Here is a 23,532-nt window from a genome sequence, read left to right as displayed (position 1 = left end):
AGCGTATCGATGTTTTCCAAGTATAAGAAACCAGCCTCCGCGACCCCGAAAGCGGCCCCAGCTTCGGCGCCAGCCAAACAGGCCGCGCCCGCCAAGGTTGTTGAAGCCGCGCCAGTAGCCACCCCCGCAGTTGCTGAGGCCGCCAAATCGGCTTCGATGCGCCGCGCCCTCAAGCCCGCAGCAGCAGCGCCGGAAGACCGTGATGTCAAGCGCAAGCAGCGGATGAGCGACATCAAACTTGAGCTGCACCGCGCGCTGTTGGACAACCTCAACCTTGCCGCTTTGGAACATGCTTCAGAAACAGAATTGCGCCAAGAGATCAACGACATAGCGGTCGAAATTCTCTCGGAAAAAAGCATCGTTCTCAACCGCGAAGACCGCATGACGTTGAACTCTGAGCTGTATGACGAGGTGACCGGTCTTGGTCCGCTGGAAACGCTGCTGAAAGACGACACCGTCAACGATATCTTGGTGAACGGCCCGCAGCAGATCTTCGTCGAGCGCGACGGTAAGCTGCAACTGACCGACATCACCTTTAAGGACGAAAAGCACCTGCTGCGGATCATCGACAAGATCGTCTCGGCGGTGGGTCGTCGCGTGGATGAAAGCAACCCTTACGTCGACGCACGCCTGAAAGACGGCTCGCGCTTCAACGCCATGGTGCCCCCCGTCGCGGTGGATGGGTCGCTGGTGTCCATTCGTAAATTCAAGAAAGACAAGCTGGGCATCGACGATCTGGTGAATTTCGGTGCCTTCTCGGAAGAGATGGCCGCCTATTTGCAGGCCGCCGTGGCGACGCGTCTGAATATCATCGTCTCCGGCGGTACTGGCTCGGGTAAGACCACCACGCTGAACGCGCTGTCTTCGTTCATCGCCAATGATGAGCGTATCTTGACCATCGAAGACACCGCCGAACTTCAGCTTCAGCAGACCCACGTAGGCCGGATGGAAAGCCGCCCGCCCAACGTCGAAGGCAAGGGCGAAGTCTCTCCCCGCGACTGTCTGAAAAACGCCCTGCGGATGCGCCCGGACCGGATCATCGTCGGCGAAACCCGCGGCGAGGAAGTCATCGACATGTTGCAGGCGATGAACACCGGCCACGACGGCTCTATGACCACGATCCACGCGAACTCTGCCCGCGATGGGGTGTCACGTCTGGAAAACATGATCGCCATGGCCGGGATCGAAATGCCACTCAAAGCCGTGCGCAGCCAGATTTCTTCGGCGGTGAACCTGATCGTGCAGGCCTCGCGCCTGCAAGACGGCTCGCGCCGCATGACCTCCATCACGGAAATCACCGGCATGGAAGGCGAGGTAATCTCAATGCAAGAGATCTTCCGCTATCAGCGTGTCGGCCTGACCCCGGAAAACAAGATCATTGGCCATTTCACCGCCACAGGTGTGCGCAGCCACTTCTCCGAGCGGTTCCGCATGTGGGGCTATGATCTGCCTGCGTCCATCTACGAACCGGTCGCGGCCCAGTAAGGATTGATGTAATGAGTGCCGAACCAATCATCTATGGTCTGATCTTCATCGGCGTTCTGGTGCTGGTCGAAGGGCTGTACCTTGTCGCATTCGGCAAATCCATCAGCCTCAACAGCCGGGTGAACCGTCGCCTTGAGATGCTGGAAAAAGGCGCCCGCCGCGAGGAAGTCTTGGACAAGCTGCGCAAAGAGATGCAGCAGCATATGAACGCTAAGTCGATCCCGCTGTATTCCCTGCTGTCAGAACGTGCGCAGAAGGCCGCGATTGCTTTCACGCCGCAGCAACTTTTGATGATTATGGCTGGTCTCGCCGCCGTGGCCTTTCTGGGGCTGACGATTGGCACTGATACGTCAGTGTCGGTGCGCGCGCTTATGTCCCTCGTCATGGGCGTTGGCGCGGTGTTCTTTTGGGTGTCGCACAAAGCCGGTAAACGTATGTCGATGATCGAAGAGCAGCTTCCCGATGCTGTTGAGTTGATGGTCCGCAGCCTGCGCGTCGGCCACCCGTTTTCTAACGCCATTTCGATCGTTTCTAAAGAAATCCAAGACCCGCTTGCCTCCGAATTCGGGGTGATCGCAGATGAGGCCGCCTATGGCCGTGATCTGGGCGAGGCGCTGAAAGACATGGCTGAAAGGCTCGACATGCAGGATTTGCGCTTCTTGGCCGTCGCTGTGACCATTCAACAGCAATCTGGCGGCAACTTGGCCGAAATCCTTGCCGGCCTGGCCAAGGTGATCCGCGCCCGCTTTCGCCTGTTCCGCCGCGTCAAAGCGATCACCGCCGAGGCAAAATGGTCGGGCAAATTCCTATCGGGTTTCCCACTTGCCGCGCTGGTCGTGATTAACCTTGGCGATCCGCATTACTACGACGAGGTCCGCGATCACCCCTACTTCATCCCCGCCTGTTTCATCGTGGGCATGTTCCTTGTGCTGAACTTGTTCGTGATGCGCATCCTCACCAATATCAAAGTCTGAGAGGCCGATGATGGAATTTCTCAATCAGCTTAACGAGCAGATCAACGAGGTCTTGGGCCCGATGGGCCTGATCATCATCATCGGCACCTTGGGCGTTACCTTGGTTGCGCTCACCTTGGTGATGATGTTGCGCCAGCCCGAAGATCCGCTGTCCAAGCTCAAACGCACCAGTTCTGCGCCTGCGGCTGACGGAGCGCGTCAGCAGTTGCGCCAGTCCGACCAAAACGCGCAATTGCAGAAATTCGCCAAATTTCTTGAGCCTGAGGACGTGGCCGAACTCAGTGCCAAACAGTTGATGCTGCGTCAGGCGGGCTATCGTTCGCGCGATGCGGTCCGGCTTTATTACTTTGCCCAGTTTGCCCTCGGGATCCTCGGGTTGGTGGGCGGTTTGGTCTATACCAAAGTCTTGGGCGGCGGCGAAGGGATGACCACGCAGCAGACAATGATGTGGGCCATCGGCCCCGGTGCGATCGGGTACTATCTGCCGAAATACTGGGTCCGCCGCCGGGTTGATTCCCGTAAAGAAGAGATCACCCGCGGCTTCCCAGATGCGCTTGATATGATGCTGGTTTGCGTCGAGGCGGGTCAATCGCTGGATCAATGTATCGTCCGTGTCGGTCGCGAACTGCGCGCCTCTTACCCCGCCCTTGCCGAAGAGTTCGAGATGGTCGCCTATGAGATGAAAGCCGGCAAGGACAGGATCACCGTCCTAAACGACATGAGTGAACGATGCGGCGTGCAGGATGTCTCTTCTTTCGTGACAGTGCTGATCCAATCCGCCGCCTTTGGTACCTCCATCGCCGACGCGCTGCGCGTCTACGCCGAAGAGATGCGCGACAAACGTGTGATGCGCGCCGAAGAAGCGGCAAACAAGTTGCCAACCAAGATGACCCTTGCCACAATGGGCCTCACCGTACCGCCGCTGTTGATCATTCTGATCGGCCCCTCGGCACATGGCATCTCGCAATTGGGACAGATGGGGAAATAATGACGGGCAAAATTCGGCGCAGGCTCGCCCGCGTCGTCTTCATCGGGCCGATCTTGGTCCTTGCTCTGGCCGCCTGTTCGACAGGCGGCTTTTCTGCGTTGGGTGGCGATAACAAGAAACCAGATACCCTTTTTGCCCCCGGTGTGAACCAGCGTGCAGAGGCCGTCGACGGGATTGAAGTGGGCCACAGGCTTATTGCCGCAGGACAGTATGAACTGGCGCTCAAATCCTTTAACCGCGCGGCGCTTGATCATGGGCTGACCGGCGAAATCCTCTCAGCTCTGGGCAGCGCCAACCTTGGGCTGGGCCGCTTGGGCCAAGCCGAGACCCTGCTGCGCCGCGCCGTGGAAAAGGACGCTGCCGGGCCGGAAGTCTGGAACAACCTTGGCGTCGTGTTGATGGAAAGCGGCCAAACCGCCGAGGCGGAGCAGATTTTTCGCAAAGCCTATGCGCTCGACAATGGCGAAAGTGACGCAATCCGGGACAATCTGCGCTTGGCGCTCGCAAAAACGGAAAAATCTGTTATAACAGAAGTCAATGAGGATAATTATAAATTGGTGCGGCGCGGCAGCGGGGATTACCTGATCCGTCCGACACCATGACCAGGCAGAGCAGTAAAAGGACGCAAAATGCGCCATCCAATCATTCTGGCCGTCTGCATGGCAGGCGTCACCGCCCTTGCTGGCTGCGGTGAAAAAGACGCGAACGCCACCGTTGAACGGGCCTTCAAGGACGTCAACGTGGTGGATGAAACCAACCTTTCAGACGTGATGCTGACCGTGGCCGACCCCAATGAGGCGGTCAGTTACTTTGCGCGGTCCGTCAAGGAAAGCCCCGACCGGGTCGACCACCAGCGCGGGCTGGCCGCATCGCTCGTGCGCGCCAAACGCACCACCGAAGCCGTGGGTGAATGGGATAAGGTCACCAAGATGGAGGGCGCCACGCCCGAAGACAACGTGCAACTGGCTGATGCGCTGATCCGCTCCGGCAACTGGGCGCGGGCCGAAACGGTCCTGAACGGCATCCCCCCCACCCATGAGACATTCGCCCGCTACCGGCTTGAAGCGATGGTCGCCGACAGCAAAGAACAGTGGAGCCGCGCCGACAGCTTTTATGAAATCGCCGTCGGGCTGACCACCACCCCCGCCGCTGTACTGAACAACTGGGGTTATTCCAAACTGACCCGTGGCGACTATGCCGAAGCGGAGCGTCTGTTCGGCGAAGCGATCCGTCAGGATGACACGCTTTTCACCGCCAAGAACAACCTCATCATGGCCCGTGCCGCGCAGCGCGATTACACCCTGCCCGTGATGCCGATGGAGCAATCCGAGCGCGCGCAGCTTTTGCACACAATGGCGCTTTCCGCGATCAAACGCGGCGATGTGGAGACCGGCAAAGGCCTGCTGCGCGAAGCGATCGACACCCACCCCCAGCATTTCGAAGCCGCCGTCCGTTCCCTGCGCGCATTGGAAAACGGCTAACCCATGGCGATCTCTGCCATGGCGGCCCTGTGGTTCCTGCCCTTCGTATTGCCGATCTGTCTTTATGTCGCCTTTACGGACATGAAGCAGATGCGCATTACCAATCAGGCAGTCTTACTGCTCACTGCGATCTTCGTAGTGCTGGGGCTGTTTCTGCTGCCCTTTGAGACCTATCTTTGGCGCTTGCTGAGCCTTGTCATCGTCTTGGGAGTCGGCATCGTGCTGAACGCCGCAGGGGTTATGGGCGCCGGAGACGCCAAATTCGCCGCCGCCGCTGCGCCCTTCATCGCGCTAGGTGATCTGCGTCTGCTGATGATGCTTTTCATGGCGACCCTTTTGGCCGCCGCCACCACGCACCGAGGGGTCAAATACACCCCTCTACGCCGCCTCGCCCCCGACTGGCAAAGCTGGCAGGAGACCAAGAAATTCCCCATGGGGCTCGCCCTTGGCACCACCCTTGGCCTCTATCTGATCCTGGGGGCGATCTACGGCGCTTGAGGTTGTCTGGCCCCTGATACAGCCCCCTTCACGACAATTAGATTGTCCATATTCACGCCATATTCACCATTTAGCCTACAGTCTGACCGAGCGCCGCCGCCCGCCCTTTCAAGGAACCCGTTGATGAACGCCCCGACCAGCACCGTGCTTGCCCCGCCGGCCCCCAAGCGGCTGGAGGAAATGAAGCTGCCCATCGTCATGATGCGCGACATCCTTCTGAAAACGATTTTCCGCAAAAACGTCGAATTGGTCAGCGATCTGGCAAGGGCACTGTGCCTACCGATCCAAGTCACGCAAGAAATGGTCGACCAAGCCCGCGGCCAGCGCCTGCTTGAGGCGACAGGCACACTGAGCGCTACCAGCGGCAATGAGATGGGATATCAGCTGACCGATGCGGGAAAGGCACGCGCGCTCGACGCGTTGGCGCAGTCGGAATATTTCGGCGCTATGCCTGTCCCGCTTGAGGTTTACCGCAAACAGGTCAAACGCCAGTCGGTGCGCAACCTACAAATCACCCGCGCGCAACTCACCAGGGCGATGGGCCATCTGGTGCTGCCCGACAGCTTGCTGGACCACCTTGGCCCCGCCGTATCCGCAGGACGGTCGATCCTGATGTACGGCCCGCCGGGCAACGGGAAATCCAGCATTTCTAACGGGATACGAGATGCGTTGGGCGACAAGGTCTATGTGCCGCGCGCCATCGAATACGCGGGCCAAGTCATCACCGTCTACGACCCGATCGTGCATTCCGCCGCCGAGTCTGAGGTCCAAGACCCCACCTCACTGCGCCGCGTCACCCGTTATGACGCCCGCTATGTCTGCTGCGAACGCCCCACCGTCATCACCGGCGGTGAGCTGACACTCGACATGCTCGATTTGGTCTACAATCCCGCGGCACGGACCTATCAGGCCCCGCTGCAACTGAAAGCCACGGGCGGCGTCTTTATCGTCGACGACCTTGGCCGCCAGCAAGAGCCACCGCAAAGCATCATCAACCGCTGGATTGTGCCGCTAGAAGAAAGCAAAGACATCCTCGCCCTGCAATCGGGTGAGAAGTTTGAGGTGCCGTTCGATACGCTGGTGATTTTCTCAACCAACTTCCACCCGAATGAGATTTTCGACCAAGCGGCCCTGCGGAGGATTTTCTTTAAAATCAAGATCGACGGGCCGAACCAAGAAAACTTTCTCAAAATCTTTGCCCTAGTCGCACGCAAACGCGGCATGCCATTGGACGAAGCGACACTGGTTCATCTGCTCAAAGAGAAATACCCAACCATCGACAACGTCTATGCGAACTATCAACCAAACTTCCTAATCGACCAGATGATCGCCATCTGCGATTTCGAGGGCATCCCCTATCAAATGAACCCCGATCTGGTGGACCGCGCTTGGGCAAACATGTTCGTCCGCGATGAGGTGATCGTTAAATAGCTCCAGCTGCTGGCCCCACGGCCTGCCGATACTACATTGGGTGTCATGCGCGCCCTACCCATTAAATTCGCCGATTGGTTTGCCCAAAACGGCTGGTCCCTGCACCCGCACCAGCAAGAGATGCTGGACCTCGCCGATGCCCCCGCCCTGCTGCTCATCGCCCCCACAGGCGGCGGCAAAACGCTGGCGGGCTTTTTGCCCACCCTCGTCGATCTGACCGAAGAGCCGCATGAGGGGATGCACACGCTCTATATCTCGCCCCTCAAAGCGCTGGCCGCCGACATCAAGCGTAACCTGACCCGCCCGGTTGAGGAGATGGGCCTACCGATCCGCATCGAAGACCGCACCGGCGACACCTCGCAATCGCGCCGCCAACGCCAACGCGCCGATCCGCCGCATATCCTGCTGACCACACCGGAAAGCCTCGCCCTGCTGACCTCTTACGAGGACGCGGCCCGCACATTTCGCGGCCTCAAACGGGTGGTGATCGACGAAATCCACGCCCTCGCCGAAAGCAAACGCGGCGATCAACTGATGCTCGCGCTAACCCGTCTTCAAGCGCTCTGCCCCGGCCTTAAACGGGTTGGCCTCTCGGCCACGGTCGAAGACCCCGCCGCGATCGCCCACCTCATGGCCCGCCACCCTGATCCCTGCGAAGTGCTGCTGGCCGACCCCGGCCCCGCCCCCGACATCCAGATGCTACATACCGAAGAAGCCCCGCCGTGGGCCGGCGGTGGCGCAGCCTATTCAATCCCGGCAGTGCTGGAGCAGGTTCGCCAACACAAAACCACGCTGATCTTTCACAATACCCGCGCGCAGGCAGAAATCTTCTTTCACAATCTATGGCTCGCCAATGAAGACGCGTTGCCCATCGCGATCCACCACGGCAGCCTCGACCGCGCCCAACGCGAAAAGGTCGAAGCGGCCATGGTCCGCGGCGATCTGCGTGCCATCGTCTGCACCGGCACGCTGGATCTGGGCATCGACTGGGGCGATGTGGACCTGATCATTCAGATTGGCGCGCCAAAGAACGTCAAACGCCTCGTCCAACGCATCGGCCGTGCCAACCACCGCTATAATGCGCCGTCCAAGGCGCTGCTGGTGCCCGCGAACCGCTTTGAAGTGGTCGAATGCGTGGCCGCCCTAGAAGCCGTGCTCGAGGGCGCACTTGATGGTGATCCCCGGGGCCCCGGCCCGCGCGACGTGCTTTGCCAACACATACTCATCACCGCTTGCGCTGGCCCTTTTGACGCAGATGACCTCTTTACCCAAGTCCGCTCTGCCGGAGCCTATGCCGCCCTGCCCCGCGCCGAGTTCGACGCATGCCTCGATTTCTGCGCCACGGGCGGCTACGCCCTGCGCGCCTATGACCGTTGGCAACGTTTGCTGCAACGCGCGGACGGTCAATGGCAGCTCCGCGACCCGCGCAGCACACAACGCATCCGCATGAACATTGGCACCATTCAGGATACCGATAAGCTGAAGGTTCGCATGAAACGCAACCGCGGTGGCAAACCGCTGGGCGAGATCGAAGAAGGCTTCGCCGCGACCCTCACCAAAGGCGACACGTTCCTCATCGGCGGCCAGATCGTGCGCTACGAAGGCTTGCGCGAAACAGTGGTTGAGGTCAGCCGGAACGCTGCGAAGAAACCCAAAGTTGCTACTTTCGGCGGCACCAAATTCGCCACTTCCACGCAGCTGTCGGCCCGCGTACAACGGATGTTCACCCAAGACAGCTGGCCTGAATTGCCGCGCCACACCGCGGAATGGCTGGGCTTGCAACGCGAAGTGAGCCAACTACCGCAACCCGGAACCCTGCTGGTCGAAAGTTTCCCGCATGACATGGCCGAGCAAACAGTCTTTTACGGCTTTGCCGGACGCAACGGTCAGCAGACATTGGGCCTTCTGCTAACCAAGCGCATGGAAGACCTGGGCCTACGGCCCTTGGGGTTTGTTGCCACTGACTATGCCACTCTGATCTGGGGACTGTCCCCTGTCGAGGACCCGGCGCTGCTGCTTGATCCCACCTTGCTACACGAAGGTCTCGACAGTTGGCTTGCAGGCAACGCCGTGATGAAACGCACTTTTCGCGCAGCGGCAACCGTCGCAGGGCTGATCGAGCGCAACACCCCCCAGGCCCGTAAATCCGGCCGGCAAGCGACGTTTTCCAGCGACATTCTTTATGACACGCTACAGCGCTATGAACCGGACCATCTGATGCTCGACATCACCCGCGAGGAGGCATTGAGCGGGCTGGTGGATTTTGGCCGAATCGAAGAGATGCTTGCCCGCATCGCCGGGCGCATAACCCATCGCAAACTGGCCCGGGTGAGCCCACTTGCCGCGCCGCTCTTTCTGGAAATGGGTCGTGTGCCCGTCGAAGGAGCCGGACAGGAACGCATGCTGGCGCAAGAGGCCGAAAGACTGATGGAAGCGTCCGGACTTGCTCAGCTCACCCCACCGCCATCCGATCAACCCCGCTGGCGAACGGGAGGCTAAACGCAGACTCCCCGCGGGTTGAGATGTCGTGCACGGTATTTGAAAAAGGATGAAGAGGATTAAGCATTCTTTAATCAACGAGGTGCATGTTTCCTCTGCGGTACAGGCTGCGGAGCCGATGACCGCAAAGGATGAAGGCGCGCCTCCGGTCGAGTTACCGCTTGGTTGCGGGGCGCGTTTTCTGCATTTCATCCTTTCGAAAATACCGCTGCGAGACCTTTTCCGATCATCCTACATCTGCGTTTGCCCCTTGCCAAATCAGCGCCGATCTCAGATGAACAAAGGATGAACGGACTGGATTTTTCTTTCGTAGGCGCCCTGCTGACTGCCCTTGGCTCAGGCGCGCTTTGGTGGCGTGAACGGGACTTGCTGTGTGTGAGTGATCTGCACTTGGGTAAGTCAGAGCGGATGGCGCGACGTGGCGGATCGGCATTGCCGCCTTATGAAACCCGGGACACATTGAACCGTCTGGCCGCGGATTTATCCTTTACGCAAGCGCGGCATGTGGTCTGTCTTGGCGATAGTTTTGATGACCTTGGCGCGGCGCAAGCGTTGCCGGAAGACGAGCGTTTGTGGATACTGGGCCTGCAAGCCGGTCGCCGGTGGGATTGGATTGAGGGCAACCACGATCCTGGTCCGGTCGGGCTAGGCGGTACGCATTTGAGCGAGCTTTCATTGGGGCCGCTAACTTTTCGTCATATCGCCGTGCCGGGGAGCCGTGGAGAAGTATCGGGTCATTATCACCCTAAGGCGACAGTCCGGACACGGGGGCGTAGCATATCGCGGCCAGCCTTTTTGTTTGACACTTCGCGGCTGATTATGCCTGCTTACGGCACGTATACTGGCGGACTTCGCAGTCAATCGCGGGTGCTCTGTGACCTGATGGACGCGGATGCCCGCGCGGTGCTGACCGGGCCGCAACCTGTGGCCATACCCATGCCCGGAAAGGGGCGATAATGAACGACACGATTGAACGCCGCGTGCGGGAGAGCTTTGCATCGCAGACGATGATGCAGACGCTCGGGGCGAGAATTATTGAGGTTCAGCCTGGTTTGGTGCGGGTTTCTGCGCCGATCTTGCCGAGTGCAATGCAGCAGCAAGGGTTCGGCCATGCGGGGTTAACCTTTTCCATCGGCGATTCGGCCGCGGGGTATGCGGCCTTAAGCATGCTTCCACCCGATGTCGATGTTGTGACCTCTGAGATAAAGATCAATCTATTGGCCCCGGCGCGTGGGGACCGGCTTGTTGCCACAGGCCGGGTGGTGAAACCGGGGCGGCGGCTATGCGTGGTTACGGCTGAGGTTCATGCTGAAAACGATGGCGAGACAAAGCTGATCGCCATCCTACAGGGCACCATTGTACCGGTGAGCGCTTCTTAAGCCGTTAGCCCCTCGGGTTCATCAAGGCCGTTGGCGCGGCAGCAGGCAGTGACGGTATTGGCCAAAAGGCAGGCGATGGTCATTGGCCCTACACCGCCCGGAACGGGGGTGATGGCCCCGGCGCGCTGACTGGCGCTTTCGAAATCGACATCGCCGACCAATTTAGTTTTCTCACCCACCTCGATCCGGTTGATGCCTACGTCGATCACCGTGGCGCCTTCTTTGATCCAATCCCCCGGTACCATCTCAGGGCGGCCCACAGCGGCGACGACGATATCGGCGCGGCGCACCACATCTGGCAAATCGCGGGTGCGGCTATGGGCAATGGTGACTGTGCAGCTATCGCCTAGGAGCAGCTGCGCCATAGGTTTGCCAACGATGTTTGAGCGCCCGATTACCACGGCGTTCATTCCAGACAGATCACCATGCTGTTCGCGCAGCATCATCAGACAGCCCAAGGGTGTACAGGGCACCATGCTTTTCTGCCCCGTACCCAGCAGACCGACGTTGGAGATGTGAAAGCCGTCCACATCCTTGGCCGGGGACACGGAGTTTACCACGCGCTGTTCATCAAGGTGGTCCGGCAGCGGCAGTTGGACAAGGATGCCATGGATCTCTGGATCGTTGTTCAACCTGTCAATCAGCTCAAGCAACGCCTGTTGTTCCACAGTGGCGGGCAGCTTGTGTTCAACCGACTTCATGCCAACTTCGCGGGTCATTTTGCCCTTGGAGCGCACGTAAACTTGGCTCGCGGGGTCTTCGCCCACCAGCACCACGGCGAGGCCCGGCGTTATCCCATGATCGGCCTCAAGCCGTGCAACATGGCCCGCCACCTTTTCACGCACTGTTGCCGCAAAGGCTTTGCCGTCGATGATCGTCGCTGCCATATCCGTCTCACTTTCGCTCGCTTCAGGTTGAACACGCCCTACATCACCGCGACGGCTGGGCAATGCAACCCGCCTTAGAACAATCCCTCCACATCGCCGTCGGCGTTAAGCTTGATTGCCTCCGCAGAAGGCACCCTTGGCAGGCCCGGCATGGTCATGATCTCACCGCAGATCACCACGACAAATCCCGCCCCAGCCGAGAGCCGTACCTCGCGGATTGGTACGCTAAAGCCTGTGGGCGCGCCGCGCAGGTCAGGGTCAGTTGAAAAGCTGTATTGCGTCTTTGCCATGCAGACCGGCAGGTCGCCGTAACCCTGTGCCTCCCAGTCTTTCAGCTGGTTGCGCACCTTTTGGTCGGCCAATACCTCGTCCGCGCGGTAGATGCGTTTGGCGATGGTCTCGATTTTTTGGAACAGTGGCATGGCGTCGGCATAGAGCGGTGCGAAATTGGCGCTGTCGCCATCGGCAATTTCTGCCACGCGGGTGGCCAGATCGGCGGAGCCTTCGGAGCCCAATTCCCAGTGGCGCGACAGGATCGCTTCTGAGCCCTGCGCGGCAACGTAGTCCTTTACCGTCTGGACCTCAGCGTCGGTGTCGGTGACAAAGTGGTTGATCGCCACAACAACCGGAACGCCAAAGGATTTGACGTTCTCGATATGGCGTCCGAGATTGGCGCAGCCCTTCTGAACGGCATCGACATTTTCGGCCCCAAGGTCGGCCTTAGCCACACCGCCGTTCATCTTCATCGCGCGCACCGTGGCCACGACGACAACGACCGACGGCGCGAGCCCAGCCTTGCGACACTTGATGTTCATGAACTTCTCAGCACCCAGATCGGCACCAAAGCCTGCTTCGGTCACCACGTAATCGGCCAGTTTCAGGGCCATTGTCGTCGCGATGACCGAGTTACAGCCGTGGGCGATATTGGCGAAGGGACCGCCGTGCACGAAAGCGGGGTTGTTCTCCAGCGTCTGCACGAGGTTCGGCTGCATCGCGTCTTTCAGTAGCACGGTCATGGCACCATCGGCTTTGATGTCGCGGGCATAGACCGGGGTGCGGTCGCGGCGGTAGGCGACGATCATCGCACCCAAGCGCTCTTGCAGGTCGGTCAAATTGCGCGCGAGGCACAGGATCGCCATGACTTCGGACGCCACAGTGATGTCGAACCCGCTTTCGCGCGGGAAACCGTTCGGCACGCCGCCCAAACTGGCCGTGATCTGGCGCAGCGCGCGGTCGTTCATGTCGACCACCCGACGCCAGACAACGCGGCGTGTGTCGATCTCTAGCTCATTGCCCCAGTAGATGTGGTTGTCGATCATTGCGGCGAGCAGATTATGCGCCGAGGTAATGGCGTGAAAGTCGCCGGTGAAATGCAAGTTCATCTCTTCCATCGGCACGATCTGCGCATAGCCACCGCCCGCGGCACCGCCCTTCATACCAAAATTTGGCCCGAGCGAAGCTTCGCGGATGCAAACCGCTGCCTTCTTACCAATACGGTTCAGCCCGTCTCCGAGGCCGACCGTGGTGGTCGTCTTCCCCTCCCCCGCGGGCGTGGGGTTGATCGCGGTGACGAGGATCAGCTTCCCGTCAGGGCGGTCCTGAACAGAATCGATAAAACTTTGGCTTACCTTCGCTTTGTCATGGCCATAGGGCAGCAGATCATCGCTGGAAATGCCCAGCTTTTCGCCGATTTCCTGAATAGGGCGTTTCGCCGCTTCGCGGGCGATTTGAATGTCGGTTTTAAAAGCCATGAGATTCCCCTGTTGCCATTGTTGGCGATCTTGATCCTTAATCCATAGCGCGACTACACCCCGGCGGGGAGCCGTGTTTCCGACACTCAAAGTTCGCGAAACGGCGCGCGGTTAGCCGAGGTGGGGCCAACTGGGTTGGTTGGGTACAAAAAGTCGCAGTTCGTCACCCAAGGACAGCGGCCCTTCCCGTTCGACCCAAGCGGTCACACCGCGCTTGCCCCGTGCCGCGGCCTTGAAGCCCTTGCCGTGACCGGGGGCCGCGCTTTCGATCTCTCGCGCGGGCAAATTGCAGGGGCCGTTTTCGATGTCGACCACAAGCGTCGTACCTTGGGCGTTTTGCAGGCGTGACCCCGGTGGCACGAGGGTAAAATCCGGAATGCCTTCAAGGATGATCGACACGCCGAGTAGTGTGGGATCAAGCTCAGGCAGATCGATGGCCGTGGCGATCTGGGCCATCTCTTCGGCTGAGAGAATAGAAAGCTGGCGCGTGTTGCGAATTTCCCGGCCCTTGGGGTACAGATTACGGACGCGCACGCAGGCAGGACGGGTGAGCCCGGCGTGGAAGTCGCCCTCGAACCCAGCGTAGGTCGCAAATGCCGCCTCCATAGAAACGGAGCGAATGTTCTTGCGGTCTTGGGGGACCATGCCCAGCCAGGTGATCCGGGCGCTGTGATCGGTCGTGCGTAGCTCAGGCATCTTTGCGTCCTTTGAGGCGGTTTGATCGAATGGTGAAACCCCCGCCTATTGGCGGGTCAGATGCACCTTGAATCCGCCACCGCTTAACGAAGCTTTGGCAAGTTCACCTGCCGTATAGACAAGCTCCATCCCAAACGACTTGAGGTAGAAAGGCGAGACATACCCCGGCCCCATCACAACGCGATAAGACATTTCGCAAAGCACAGAGGCCCCCTCTTGGCTCGTTGCTTGGGTCGCAATCTGAACCACGCGGCGGCCATCGTAGAGGGCAAGCGGGGACGGACAGCCACCGGATTTCGCCAATGCTGCAAAAACCTCGGGCGGGAACAGGACGCCGGCAGGCACCGCTTTGGCATTCGACATCGCAGTCATTTCCGAAGAGGGCGTGATCGTCACCGAAGTGACCCGATCTGCGGTTCGGGCAATCGCGATATCGCGCGTTTCGCTTCCCCGGTTGGAGCCAAGATAGCTGACGTCGCCTCCGGCAGATTGCGTCACCGCGTTAAAGGTGCCGTTCTTGATACCAAAGGGCGCATTGTTGAGCGACAGCAAGAATGCCGCGTTCCGGCTTTGCCCATTAAACTGCAATGTGCCCAAGGGACGCCCGCCCAAGGCCACCATGTAGTTTTGTGCCTCAGCCCAAGCCGGACCGGTCATAAATGCAGAGAGCGCAGCCAGAGCCAGAAGAATGCGTCGCATAAAACCCTTAATATAAAGCCATTTACCCACATCTAGCGCGTCAGCGCCGATGAGGCGACACCTGAATCTCTACTAGGGCCCATTCAGCCAGCCGTAACAAAAAAGACCCCACCGAAGCGGGGTCTTTAAAGGTAGCCTTAAGGTCAGGTTAAACCGAAGGCTCAGGCTCCATCCCGCCATCCTTTGGCGGGGTCTTCTTGCCTTTCGCTTTGGGGATCGCGGTGACGCTCGGCGCACTGCCCGCGTCAGAGTTGTCGTCGTCGGAATCTTCCGCAGGCGGCAGCCCCTCCATGACGCGTTTGATCTCATCGCCCGTCAGGGTTTCGTATTCCAGCAAACCTTGCGCCAGACGCTCGAACTCCACCTCTTTCTCGGTGATGATCTTCAGCGCGTGGTCATAGCCGTCCTGAATGAACTTCTGGACCTCTTTCTCAACCAGTTCCTTGGTATTAGCTGACACCGAGAACCCGCCAGTGTTGCCCTGATAGCCCTGCGCTGCTTCGGAATAGTCGATGTTGCCGACTTTATCCGACATGCCCCATTGCAGCACCATTGCACGTGCCAAGGCAGATGCCTGCTGGATGTCGCCCGCTGGCCCGTTGGAGACAGAATCGGGGCCGTACTTGTGAATCTCGGCCGCCTTGCCCGCCATGGCCATGGCCAAACGCTGGTGGCATTCGTCCTTGAACATGTTCAGACGGTCAATCTCAGGCAGGCTCATCACCATACCAAGCGCACCACCACGCGGAATGATCGTGGCCTTATAGACCGGATCACATTTCGGCAGGGTCATGCCCACCAGCGCATGACCAGCTTCATGATAGGCGGTCATTTCTTTCTGCTCGGCGGTCATCACCATCGAGCGGCGCTCTGGCCCCATCATGACTTTGTCTTTGGCCTGCTCAAAATCGATCATTGTGACGAAACGGCGGCCCACACGGGCGGCCATGAGTGCTGCCTCGTTCACAAGGTTCGCCAGATCAGCACCCGAGAAGCCCGGCGTGCCGCGCGCGATGATGCGCAGGTCAACATCCGGCCCAAGCGGGGTCTTGCGGGCGTGAACGGAGAGGATCTTCTCGCGGCCTTTGATGTCGGGGTTTGGCACTGTGACCTGACGGTCAAAGCGACCCGGCCGCAGCAGCGCGGGGTCGAGCACGTCGCGGCGGTTGGTCGCGGCGAGGATGATGACACCTTCGTTGCTCTCAAAACCGTCCATCTCGACCAGCAACTGGTTCAATGTCTGCTCACGCTCGTCATTGCCGCCGCCATAACCGGCACCCCGGTGACGACCCACGGCATCGATTTCGTCGATAAAGACGATACAGGGCGCGTTTTTCTTGGCCTGTTCGAACATATCGCGGACACGGCTCGCACCGACACCGACAAACATCTCAACAAAATCAGAGCCGGAGATGGTGAAGAAAGGCACACCCGCCTCGCCTGCAATCGCGCGCGCCAGCAATGTCTTACCCGTACCGGGAGGGCCCACGAGCAGCGCGCCTTTAGGGATTTTGCCGCCAAGGCGCGAGAATTTCTGCGGGTTGCGGAGGAATTCGACGATCTCTTCAAGCTCTTCCTTGGCCTCGTCGATGCCCGCCACGTCGTCAAAGGTCACGCGGCCCTGCTTTTCGGTCAGCATCTTGGCTTTGGATTTGCCAAAGCCCATTGCGCCGCCTTTGCCGCCGCCCTGCATGCGGTTCATGAAGTAAATCCAGACACCAATCAGCAACGCGATCGGCAGCAGCGACATCAGGAAGGTTTGGAAACCAGACTGCTGCTGCGGGCGCGCTTTTACAGGGATCTCATTGCTGATCAACAGCTGCGTCAGTTCTGCGTCTTCGGGCTTGATCGTGAGATAGTCCGCCCCGTCTGCCGACCGAAAACGCACCTGCTCGCCGTCCAATGTCACATTACGGACATCACCATCCTGTACGGAGGTAACAAACTCGGAATAGCTGACCTCGTTGTTTTGCAGCGAACCGCTGGACCCGCTGAACAGGTTGAACAGCGCCAGTACCAGCAGCATCAGGACAACCCAGAAGGCGAGGTTACGAACATTTCCCAAGGGAATTCTCCTAAATTCACATGGCCGCAGGCAAGTCCTGCGACCCAAGGGGCGCCCGTTCGGGCAACCACCATACTAAGATAGACATGATACGCTCATGTTCAATGCGATAATGGCGCGGTGTTGATCCATTCCGCGCCGCTTTCGAGCAGGACATGCCATTTCTCGTCCAGCCCGGCAAGGGGCGCTGCAAGCAGCTGCGCGCCTTGCCAGATCGCCGGGGTGGACAACAGCATGGCCCGGGGCCGCCCAAGGCTGCGCCAATTGGGACATTGGGCCAGACCTTCGGGCCCCAAGGCGCGCAACTCAGCCCCCTCTGGGGCCCCGCCCGACGGCACCGCACGCCAGCGCTTATCCCAGAGGTGATTCACAGGCACCCGAAGATCCCGCACCGCATTATATTCGCGAAAGAGCCAGATTTCACCGCGCCGTACCAGCGCCTGACAACCATCCAGCGTTGCGGCCTGTCCTTCCGCCAGCCCGGCAATCAGGGCTGCTACGGGTCCGCGTCGAGGGGAATAGGCGCTGCCGCTAATCTTCCCTAGCGCGCGGATCATCAGGCGGCGGCGGATCTCTTCGGGTTCGGCAAAGAAAGCCTCAGACCGCATCACCAGTGCCCCACCCTCCATGCGCAGAATATCGCCTGCGGCACGCTCAGTCTGGCGTTCCAGCGCGTCGCGGGCGGTTGCCATATTGCTTGCCACCTCGGCCAGCGTCTCGACATCAATGCCAAGCGGATCAAGTGCCGCAAGGCTTTGGCGGGTTTGAATGCGCGCGTAACGAGGATCATCGTTGCTGGGATCGTCGACCCACTCAAGACCCGCGCGGCGCAGATAGTCGCGCAAGCTTTCTCGGCGGGCGAAGAGTAAGGGACGCAGCCATGTGACCCCGTGCCGCCTGCTCTGCGGGGCCATGGCCGACAAGCCATCAACCCCAGAGCGGCGGGCCAGTCGCATCAAAACCGTCTCGGCCTGATCATCTGCCGTATGGCCAAGGGCGATGCAGGGCAAATCGCGTCGCGCCGCCCAATCCGCCATCAGCCGATACCGCGCCTCACGCGCAGCGTTTTGGAGGTTGCCCTGCCCATCCCAGCCGCGCCATTGCAGCGTTTCATGGGGCAGGCCCAAAGCACCCGCATGGTGTGCCACGAACGCCGCTTCTGTCGCGGCTTCGGGTCGCAGACCGTGATCCACGGTAACGGCTTCAAGTTGCGTACCCGCCGCCGCGCAAAGCCCGTGCAGCAGGGACAACAACGCCATGGAATCGCCCCCGCCCGAGACCGCAACACCAAGGCGGGGCGGTAACGTGCCGCCAAGCCCCGCCACCAGCCTGTCGGCCAGCGCGGTGTCAGCCAAAGCGGCGGGGGCAGCCATCAGCGTTTAGGAGCAACCCAGCGTCTGGCGCTGCGCTTCGGCTTGGCTCACCTGCGGCGCGCCGGGGAAACGCACGGCCACCTCAGACAGGGTTACGCAAGCCTCCTGTGTCTGCTCCAAGGTGCCAAGCGAACGGCCCAGCTCAAACAAAGACTGCGGTGCGACGGGCCCTTCTGGATCAGCGCTAAAGGCCGCGAGAAACGCGCGGGCTGCTTCGCGGTTGTCGCCCAACCCAGTCAGGGCTTCGCCCCGGCGCAATTCGGCTTCGGCGGCTAGCGGACCACCGGGATAGGTCTGACTGAAGGTCGCAAAGAGATCGGCGGCGCTGCGAAAGTCACCGGATGCGAGCGCCCCCTGCGCCCGCTCGAAATCGGTCTTTTCGCTGACCGCCAGCTCTGCCTCATTGATGGGGGTGATGATGCTACCCGACGTGCTTGCACCGTCGCCCGGGGTGACTTCTGTCACCGCCCGGCCTGCGTCGGGGGCAGGTGCCACAACAGCGGGTTTTTCACCGCCGCCCAGCGTCGAGGTTTCGCCAATCGCGCCCAGATCGCCGCCCTCAAGCTCAACCAGACGGTATTCCAGATCGCCGATGCGATTGGTCCCATCGGAAACGACCCGGTTGATCCGGTTCTCCATCTCTTCGGTTTTCGAAGTGAGACGCTGTAGTTCACTTTCCATGGTGCCGACACGTTCCAAAACCGAGTTGCCACCCGTTTCGACCGAGCCAGCGCCCGTGGTGGACAACTCGCGGCGCAGCTTTTGCACCTCGACGCTCAGCACAGTCAGTTGCTGGCGGATGTCCGCCAGCGTCTGATCGTTGTCCTGCGCCATAAGCGCGGCGGGGGCGGTCATCAGCCCCATCACCGCCACGAAGATATATCGCTTCAGCACATCGGCCTCCTTGGATTTTTATAACGTCGGCAGTTGCCGCGATTAGCTGGTCAGCGCGCCACCGGCCAGCACGGTCACGGCGCGGCGGTTCTTGGCATAGCAAGCCTCATCTGAGCAAATCTCGATCGGGCGTTCTTTGCCGTAGCTGATGGTCTTGAGCCGCGATGCAGCGATACCGCGCGAAATCATGTATTCACGCACCGCATTGGCGCGGCGACCGCCAAGCGCGATGTTGTATTCGCGTGTGCCCTGCTCATCCGCGTGACCTTCGATCACGGCTTGATAGTCCGAGTTTGTCTGCAACCAAGCGACCTGCCCATCGAGCGTGGCGCGGCCTACATCGGTCAGTGTGGATTGGTCCACAAGGAACAGCACCCGGTCGCCGACAGCCTGTTGGAAATAGGCTGTGGAGGTGGGATCGTTCGCACTGCCCGGCACCACGCCGGCGTTGACCCCTGCGCCACCATTGGCCCCGACCCCGGCACCGCCCATGCCATCGGCACCAAAGCGGTCAGGGTTGGTACAGGCCGACACGGCCAATGCGGAAATCAAAAGCGTGCTGGTCAAAATACGTTTCATGAGGGATCTGCCTTCTCTGTGGTGGCGTTGTTGTTGCTGGTGTTAACACAGGCGCGGAACCATTGGAATTGCCCGCGCCCGTTTGAAAGGTGTGGAATACGTTACTGCTGTAGCGGTGACCAAGAGGGGTCAGAGCCGCCTTCGGGCGTGCGCACCGGCTTGAGGTTGCGCCCCGAAATATCGACGGAATAAAGCGAGGACGACCCGCCTGCCCCTTGGGTTTCACGGGCGAACATGATCACCCGACCGTTGGGCGCCCAAGTCGGACCTTCATCAAGGAAGGACGCGGTCAACAGCCGCTCTTCTGAGCCATCAAGGCGCATCACGCCAATGTGGAAGCGGCCTTTGTTTTGTTTGGTGAATGCCACCAAATCCCCACGCGGCGACCAGACGGGCGTGCCATAACGCCCTTCGCCAAAGGAAATCCGCGTCGCCTCTCCGCCTGTGGCGGGCATGACATAAAGCTGCGGGCTGCCGGAACGGTCACTCTCAAAGACGATTCTGCTGCCATCGGGAGAGAAGCTGGGCGCCGTCTCGATCGCGGGGGTATTGGTCAGGCGCACCGATTGGCCGCTGTTGATGTCCATCGAGAAAATGTCGGTATTGCCACCTTGGCTCAGCGAATAGACCACGGTCTGACCGCTGGGTGAGAAGCGCGGCGCGAAGGCCATGGAGCCTTCGGCGCTTTGCAGCGCGCGGCGTTGGACAGTGCCGATATCCAGCACATAGATGCGCGGGAAACCGCTCTCGTAGCTGGTGTAAAGAACCCGATCACCGGTGGGCGAGAACCGCGGCGCAAGCACGATAGAGCCAGATTCGGTCAGATACTTCAGGTTGGCCCCGTCGTAATCCATCACTGCCAGACGTTTCTGGCGGGCGTCCTTCGGGCCGGTTTCCGAGACATAGACAACACGGCTGTCGAAATAGCCGCCCTCGCCGGTGATCCGGCTATAGACCGCATCGGCCACCTTATGCGCCATCCGGCGCCAGCCATCGACGGTGCCGGTAAATTGCAAACCGCCCTGCCCGCGGCCATCCAGAAGCTCTTCGCCCGAGAAAACATCATAGACGCGGAACTTCACGTTTACAGAATTACCGCTAACGTTCACCGCCCCGGTGATCAGCGCCTGCGCGTTAATCGCTTTCCAGTCCGCGTATTCCACGGGCGCGTTAAAATCGCTGACGGTGGAAATATAGGCGCTGGCCGGGATCTCACGGAAAAGCCCGGTGCCGGTCAGGTCTTCGGACACAACCCGCGCCAGATCGACGGCCATCTGCCCGGCCTCGCCGCTTTCAGGCTGAAAGCTGGGCACGGCGAAGGGCAAAGGCTCAATCGTTGGGTCGTCGATCACGATGCGCAGCGGTTGCGCGTGCGACTGGTTGGGGGCCAGTGTGAGCGTGGCCGCCGTGGCGCAGAGCGCCAGTAGTCCCAGAAGTCTAGTCAGCATGTTATCGGCTCCTCATTGGGTCGAATGTCATCTCGATGTCTTGCCATTGGCTGTATTTTTCCTGCGGCAGTTTGTAGCCGCTGCTGCCGCAACGAATGACCGCGCGCTTTGCGGCCTCATAGGCTTGCCGCGCGGCGGTGTCGCTGCCACCGCTGGAGCTCAGCAGGCGGATTGAACTGGCAACTGGCGTGCCGTCGGTGTTCATCTGCATGCCGACCACGACCGTGGTGCGGGCCGCCTCTGTCGAGAGCGCGCCGATGTTCCAGCAGGCAGATACCGCCACGCGCAGAGATTCGCGCTCACCCGACGACAGCGGCGGGCCGCTTGGTGTGGGCGCGGTGGCTTCTGGCTGGCCCAAGACTTCGCTCAGCGCATCGGCGATGGCGTCCTCGGTTGAGCTGGACGTCGCCGGTTCCTCTACGGGTGTGGGTTCTGGCTTCGGCTCGGGTTTTGGTTCAGGCTTCGCCTCGGGCTTCGGCTCGGGCTTTGGCGTCTCAACCGGTTTTTCAGCCACCTCGACGGGGGCCGGGGGCGGCGGTGTCGGACGGCGGCCGGGCGGACGTGCAGAGGCCGCCGGCGCTTTGTCGGCTTCGGTGACGATCTCGGTCGTGCTGTCCTCGGGCGTGCGGGCCTCTTGCGGCTCTTCCACGACGGCTTCGGCCTCGGCTTCGGCATCCGGCTCAACGGCGGGCTGCTCGTCCAGATCGGGGCGCACTTCGGGGTCGGGTTGCTCTACCGGTTCAGGGGCCACGCGCGGCGCTTCGCGCGGGCGGGATTCGGGCGCGATCTCAGGCACCAACACGGCGGTATCACCCACCGGCTCGTTCATCTCGGGCGGGGTATCATCCACTTGGGTCTGCGGCGGCAGTTCCAATTCCGTCACCTCAGGAGGGAGATCCTCCGGCGGGGTTTCGGTCTGCACCGGCTCGGGCTGTTCGATCTGCGTGTCAGGCTCTGCCGTGACCTCGGGGGTCTCCTCACTCACCTCTGGCGGGGCGGGTTGCGCCACTTCAGTGGACGAGGATGGCGGCTGTTGCGCGGCCACCAGCGCGTCATATTCGGCGGCCGAAATCACCGAAACCTCGGTCATTTCAACGGGCTCAGGCTCGGAGGTGAAGATGCTTCCAAACAACAGCCAGGCGATAAGGCCCAGATGCCCGGCACCTGATATGTAATGCCCGGTATGCACCGCTCAGCCACCCGACGTGTCGCTGCCGTCCAACGCCGGGCCACCGCTGTCGGTCACCAGACCGATATTGGAAAAACCGCCTGCGTTGAGCGCGCCCATGACTTCCATGACCTGCGCATAAGACACTTTGCCGTCCGCGCGCAGGAACACCCGATCGCTTGCGCGCTCCGAGGCGATCGCCCGCAACTTGGTCACCAATTGGTCACGCGCCGTGTCGGTAGTCTGGATCTGCACCGCGCCTTCGGCGGTGATGGTCACGGTCAGCGGTTCTTCCTGTTCGGACGGCAGGGCGCTGGCGGCGGTTTTGGGCAATTCAACAGGCACGCCCACGGTCAGCAGCGGGGCCGCGACCATGAAGATGATCAACAGCACCAGCATAACGTCAACAAAGGGCGTGACGTTGATCTCGGCCATCGGCTGCGCGCGGCCGCGACGCCGCCCCCTGCCGCCTTGTTTTTTCATGACACCTGCGCCCATGGCTTAGCTGTCCAACTGGCGGCTGAGGATGGTGGCGAACTCATCCGAAAAGGCTTCGTAGTTGCCAAGGATGCGGTCACTGTCGGCGCTGAGCTTGTTGTAGAACACAACCGCCGGGATCGCAGCCAAAAGGCCGATACCGGTCGCCAAAAGCGCCTCGGCAATACCGGGGGCGACGACCGCGAGATTGGTGTTTTGCTGCGCGGCGATCTCAATGAACGAGTTCATAATGCCGAAAACCGTGCCGAACAGACCGACGAAGGGCGCGGTGGACCCCACGGTCGCCAGCACCGGCAGCCCCTTTTGCAGACGTTCCGCCTCTTTGGAAATCGCCACATCCATCGAGCGGTCGATCCGCGCGGTGGCACCGGGGATCAGCGCGCCGTCTTCGCGGTGCGAGCGGCGCCATTCCGACATGCCAGCAGCAAAGATTTTTTCTGAAGATCCATCCGGGTCAGCGCCGATATTATCAAACAACCCATCCAGCGGCTCGCCCGACCAGAACGCCTGATCAAACTGCGCCGCTTCGGCGCGGGCTTTGCGGTACTGGATGGTCTTTTGAACGATGATTGACCAAGACCAGAAAGAGGCCCCGATCAGCATGATCATTACAAGTTTGACCGTGACTGTCGCCTTCGCGAACAGCCCCCACAGGGAGAAATCAATCCCCTGTGCCAATGCCAGCGTCTCTGCTTCCATTTAACTATGCTCTTTTACTGCCGCCCCTTTGGGGCAATCT

Annotated in this window: 22 protein-coding genes; 10 read left to right on the top strand and 12 right to left on the bottom strand. The window is 60.5% G+C overall.

Features of this window, described 5'->3' with window-relative positions; all coding sequences use genetic code 11:
• Window positions 1–9: 9 nt before the first annotated feature.
• From DSM14862_RS04000 to DSM14862_RS03955, 10 genes are all read left to right on the top strand, one after another.
• Window positions 10–1,485 carry a CpaF family protein gene (locus tag DSM14862_RS04000; RefSeq protein WP_007119136.1) on the top strand — a complete coding sequence of 492 codons (1,476 nt, stop codon included), beginning with the start codon at window positions 10–12 and terminating at the stop codon, window positions 1,483–1,485.
• Window positions 1,486–1,496: 11 nt separating this feature from the next.
• Window positions 1,497–2,459 (top strand): type II secretion system F family protein, encoded by a 963-nt coding sequence (locus DSM14862_RS03995; protein WP_007119135.1) that lies wholly within the window; start codon window positions 1,497–1,499, stop codon window positions 2,457–2,459.
• 10 nt (window positions 2,460–2,469) lie between these two features.
• On the top strand, window positions 2,470–3,447 hold the full coding sequence (locus DSM14862_RS03990) for a type II secretion system F family protein (protein ID WP_167536020.1): 978 nt from the start codon (window positions 2,470–2,472) through the stop codon (window positions 3,445–3,447).
• Window positions 3,447–4,049: a tetratricopeptide repeat protein gene (locus tag DSM14862_RS03985; RefSeq protein WP_007119133.1), complete on the top strand. Its 603-nt coding sequence runs from the start codon at window positions 3,447–3,449 to the stop codon at window positions 4,047–4,049. Before DSM14862_RS03990 ends, DSM14862_RS03985 begins: the two co-directional genes overlap by 1 nt.
• Window positions 4,050–4,076: 27 nt before the next feature.
• Window positions 4,077–4,928 (top strand): tetratricopeptide repeat protein, encoded by an 852-nt coding sequence (locus tag DSM14862_RS03980; RefSeq protein WP_007119132.1) that lies wholly within the window; start codon window positions 4,077–4,079, stop codon window positions 4,926–4,928.
• 3 nt (window positions 4,929–4,931) lie between these two features.
• Window positions 4,932–5,426, top strand: coding sequence for a prepilin peptidase (locus tag DSM14862_RS03975; RefSeq protein WP_007119131.1), 495 nt, complete (start codon window positions 4,932–4,934; stop codon window positions 5,424–5,426).
• A 123-nt stretch (window positions 5,427–5,549) separates the two neighbouring features.
• Window positions 5,550–6,857: a P-loop NTPase family protein gene (locus tag DSM14862_RS03970; protein WP_007119130.1), complete on the top strand. Its 1,308-nt coding sequence runs from the start codon at window positions 5,550–5,552 to the stop codon at window positions 6,855–6,857.
• Between the two features lie 45 nt (window positions 6,858–6,902).
• Complete coding sequence (locus DSM14862_RS03965; RefSeq protein ID WP_007119129.1) at window positions 6,903–9,356, top strand: ligase-associated DNA damage response DEXH box helicase; 2,454 nt, start codon at window positions 6,903–6,905, stop codon at window positions 9,354–9,356.
• 285 nt (window positions 9,357–9,641) lie between these two features.
• A complete protein-coding gene (gene pdeM, locus DSM14862_RS03960; RefSeq protein WP_040701022.1) occupies window positions 9,642–10,313 on the top strand; it encodes a ligase-associated DNA damage response endonuclease PdeM in 672 nt (223 codons plus the stop codon).
• Window positions 10,313–10,735 carry a PaaI family thioesterase gene (locus tag DSM14862_RS03955; RefSeq protein ID WP_007119127.1) on the top strand — a complete coding sequence of 141 codons (423 nt, stop codon included), beginning with the start codon at window positions 10,313–10,315 and terminating at the stop codon, window positions 10,733–10,735. The genes pdeM and DSM14862_RS03955 overlap by 1 nt, the downstream gene beginning before the upstream one ends.
• On the opposite strand, the gene folD is transcribed toward DSM14862_RS03955, so the two are convergent.
• The 12 genes from folD to tolQ all read right to left on the bottom strand — a co-directional run bounded on the left by folD (window position 10,732) and on the right by tolQ (window position 23,492).
• Window positions 10,732–11,622, bottom strand: coding sequence for a bifunctional methylenetetrahydrofolate dehydrogenase/methenyltetrahydrofolate cyclohydrolase FolD (gene folD, locus DSM14862_RS03950; protein WP_007119126.1), 891 nt, complete (start codon window positions 11,620–11,622; stop codon window positions 10,732–10,734). The genes DSM14862_RS03955 and folD overlap by 4 nt on opposite strands.
• A 74-nt stretch (window positions 11,623–11,696) precedes the next feature.
• A complete protein-coding gene (locus DSM14862_RS03945; RefSeq protein WP_007119125.1) occupies window positions 11,697–13,373 on the bottom strand; it encodes a formate--tetrahydrofolate ligase in 1,677 nt (558 codons plus the stop codon).
• A 111-nt stretch (window positions 13,374–13,484) separates the two neighbouring features.
• On the bottom strand, window positions 13,485–14,069 hold the full coding sequence (locus DSM14862_RS03940) for an MOSC domain-containing protein (protein WP_007119124.1): 585 nt from the start codon (window positions 14,067–14,069) through the stop codon (window positions 13,485–13,487).
• 45 nt (window positions 14,070–14,114) lie between these two features.
• The gene (locus DSM14862_RS03935) at window positions 14,115–14,768 is read right to left on the bottom strand and encodes a hypothetical protein (RefSeq protein WP_007119123.1); all 654 of its coding nucleotides are present in this window, start codon (window positions 14,766–14,768) and stop codon (window positions 14,115–14,117) included.
• Between the two features lie 148 nt (window positions 14,769–14,916).
• A complete protein-coding gene (gene ftsH, locus DSM14862_RS03930) occupies window positions 14,917–16,833 on the bottom strand; it encodes an ATP-dependent zinc metalloprotease FtsH (protein ID WP_040700934.1) in 1,917 nt (638 codons plus the stop codon).
• A gap of 101 nt (window positions 16,834–16,934) precedes the next feature.
• Entirely contained in the window at window positions 16,935–18,206 is a 1,272-nt protein-coding gene (tilS, locus tag DSM14862_RS03925; RefSeq protein ID WP_007119121.1) for a tRNA lysidine(34) synthetase TilS, read from the bottom strand.
• 6 nt (window positions 18,207–18,212) lie between these two features.
• Window positions 18,213–19,070, bottom strand: coding sequence for a tol-pal system protein YbgF (ybgF, locus tag DSM14862_RS03920; protein ID WP_040701018.1), 858 nt, complete (start codon window positions 19,068–19,070; stop codon window positions 18,213–18,215).
• Between the two features lie 72 nt (window positions 19,071–19,142).
• A complete protein-coding gene (gene pal, locus DSM14862_RS03915) occupies window positions 19,143–19,679 on the bottom strand; it encodes a peptidoglycan-associated lipoprotein Pal (protein ID WP_007119119.1) in 537 nt (178 codons plus the stop codon).
• Between the two features lie 101 nt (window positions 19,680–19,780).
• Window positions 19,781–21,127 carry a Tol-Pal system beta propeller repeat protein TolB gene (gene tolB / locus DSM14862_RS03910; RefSeq protein WP_007119118.1) on the bottom strand — a complete coding sequence of 449 codons (1,347 nt, stop codon included), beginning with the start codon at window positions 21,125–21,127 and terminating at the stop codon, window positions 19,781–19,783.
• A gap of 1 nt (window position 21,128) precedes the next feature.
• Window positions 21,129–22,217, bottom strand: a complete 1,089-nt coding sequence (locus tag DSM14862_RS03905) for a superantigen-like protein SSL4 (RefSeq protein WP_322790844.1) — start codon at window positions 22,215–22,217, stop codon at window positions 21,129–21,131.
• A 102-nt stretch (window positions 22,218–22,319) separates the two neighbouring features.
• On the bottom strand, window positions 22,320–22,793 hold the full coding sequence (tolR, locus tag DSM14862_RS03900; protein ID WP_007119116.1) for a protein TolR: 474 nt from the start codon (window positions 22,791–22,793) through the stop codon (window positions 22,320–22,322).
• A gap of 3 nt (window positions 22,794–22,796) precedes the next feature.
• Window positions 22,797–23,492, bottom strand: coding sequence for a protein TolQ (gene tolQ / locus DSM14862_RS03895; protein ID WP_007119115.1), 696 nt, complete (start codon window positions 23,490–23,492; stop codon window positions 22,797–22,799).
• Between the last annotated feature and the right edge of the window lie 40 nt (window positions 23,493–23,532).

It is taken from the genome of Sulfitobacter indolifex, from assembly GCF_022788655.1.
Classification (GTDB): domain Bacteria; phylum Pseudomonadota; class Alphaproteobacteria; order Rhodobacterales; family Rhodobacteraceae; genus Sulfitobacter; species Sulfitobacter indolifex.
The sequence above is the reverse complement of the archived record's forward strand: the minus strand, read 5'-3'. Positions and strand labels throughout refer to the sequence as shown.

Excerpts from the sequence above, each read along its gene's own strand:
- DSM14862_RS03945 (WP_007119125.1), bottom strand. The coding sequence starts at position 13,373 with ATGGCTTTTAAAACCGACATTCAAATCGCCCGCGAAGCGGCGAAACGC.
- DSM14862_RS03980 (WP_007119132.1), top strand. The coding sequence starts at position 4,077 with ATGCGCCATCCAATCATTCTGGCCGTCTGCATGGCAGGCGTCACCGCC.
- ybgF (WP_040701018.1), bottom strand. The coding sequence starts at position 19,070 with ATGGGGCTGATGACCGCCCCCGCCGCGCTTATGGCGCAGGACAACGAT.
- DSM14862_RS03940 (WP_007119124.1), bottom strand. The coding sequence starts at position 14,069 with ATGCCTGAGCTACGCACGACCGATCACAGCGCCCGGATCACCTGGCTG.
- DSM14862_RS03970 (WP_007119130.1), top strand. The coding sequence starts at position 5,550 with ATGAACGCCCCGACCAGCACCGTGCTTGCCCCGCCGGCCCCCAAGCGG.
- folD (WP_007119126.1), bottom strand. The coding sequence starts at position 11,622 with ATGGCAGCGACGATCATCGACGGCAAAGCCTTTGCGGCAACAGTGCGT.
- DSM14862_RS03955 (WP_007119127.1), top strand. The coding sequence starts at position 10,313 with ATGAACGACACGATTGAACGCCGCGTGCGGGAGAGCTTTGCATCGCAG.
- pal (WP_007119119.1), bottom strand. The coding sequence starts at position 19,679 with ATGAAACGTATTTTGACCAGCACGCTTTTGATTTCCGCATTGGCCGTG.
- DSM14862_RS03965 (WP_007119129.1), top strand. The coding sequence starts at position 6,903 with ATGCGCGCCCTACCCATTAAATTCGCCGATTGGTTTGCCCAAAACGGC.
- pdeM (WP_040701022.1), top strand. The coding sequence starts at position 9,642 with ATGAACGGACTGGATTTTTCTTTCGTAGGCGCCCTGCTGACTGCCCTT.
- tolQ (WP_007119115.1), bottom strand. The coding sequence starts at position 23,492 with ATGGAAGCAGAGACGCTGGCATTGGCACAGGGGATTGATTTCTCCCTG.
- DSM14862_RS03905 (WP_322790844.1), bottom strand. The coding sequence starts at position 22,217 with ATGACCGAGGTTTCGGTGATTTCGGCCGCCGAATATGACGCGCTGGTG.
- tolB (WP_007119118.1), bottom strand. The coding sequence starts at position 21,127 with ATGCTGACTAGACTTCTGGGACTACTGGCGCTCTGCGCCACGGCGGCC.
- DSM14862_RS04000 (WP_007119136.1), top strand. The coding sequence starts at position 10 with ATGTTTTCCAAGTATAAGAAACCAGCCTCCGCGACCCCGAAAGCGGCC.
- DSM14862_RS03990 (WP_167536020.1), top strand. The coding sequence starts at position 2,470 with ATGGAATTTCTCAATCAGCTTAACGAGCAGATCAACGAGGTCTTGGGC.
- tilS (WP_007119121.1), bottom strand. The coding sequence starts at position 18,206 with ATGGCTGCCCCCGCCGCTTTGGCTGACACCGCGCTGGCCGACAGGCTG.
- DSM14862_RS03995 (WP_007119135.1), top strand. The coding sequence starts at position 1,497 with ATGAGTGCCGAACCAATCATCTATGGTCTGATCTTCATCGGCGTTCTG.
- DSM14862_RS03975 (WP_007119131.1), top strand. The coding sequence starts at position 4,932 with ATGGCGATCTCTGCCATGGCGGCCCTGTGGTTCCTGCCCTTCGTATTG.
- DSM14862_RS03935 (WP_007119123.1), bottom strand. The coding sequence starts at position 14,768 with ATGCGACGCATTCTTCTGGCTCTGGCTGCGCTCTCTGCATTTATGACC.
- DSM14862_RS03985 (WP_007119133.1), top strand. The coding sequence starts at position 3,447 with ATGACGGGCAAAATTCGGCGCAGGCTCGCCCGCGTCGTCTTCATCGGG.
- tolR (WP_007119116.1), bottom strand. The coding sequence starts at position 22,793 with ATGGGCGCAGGTGTCATGAAAAAACAAGGCGGCAGGGGGCGGCGTCGC.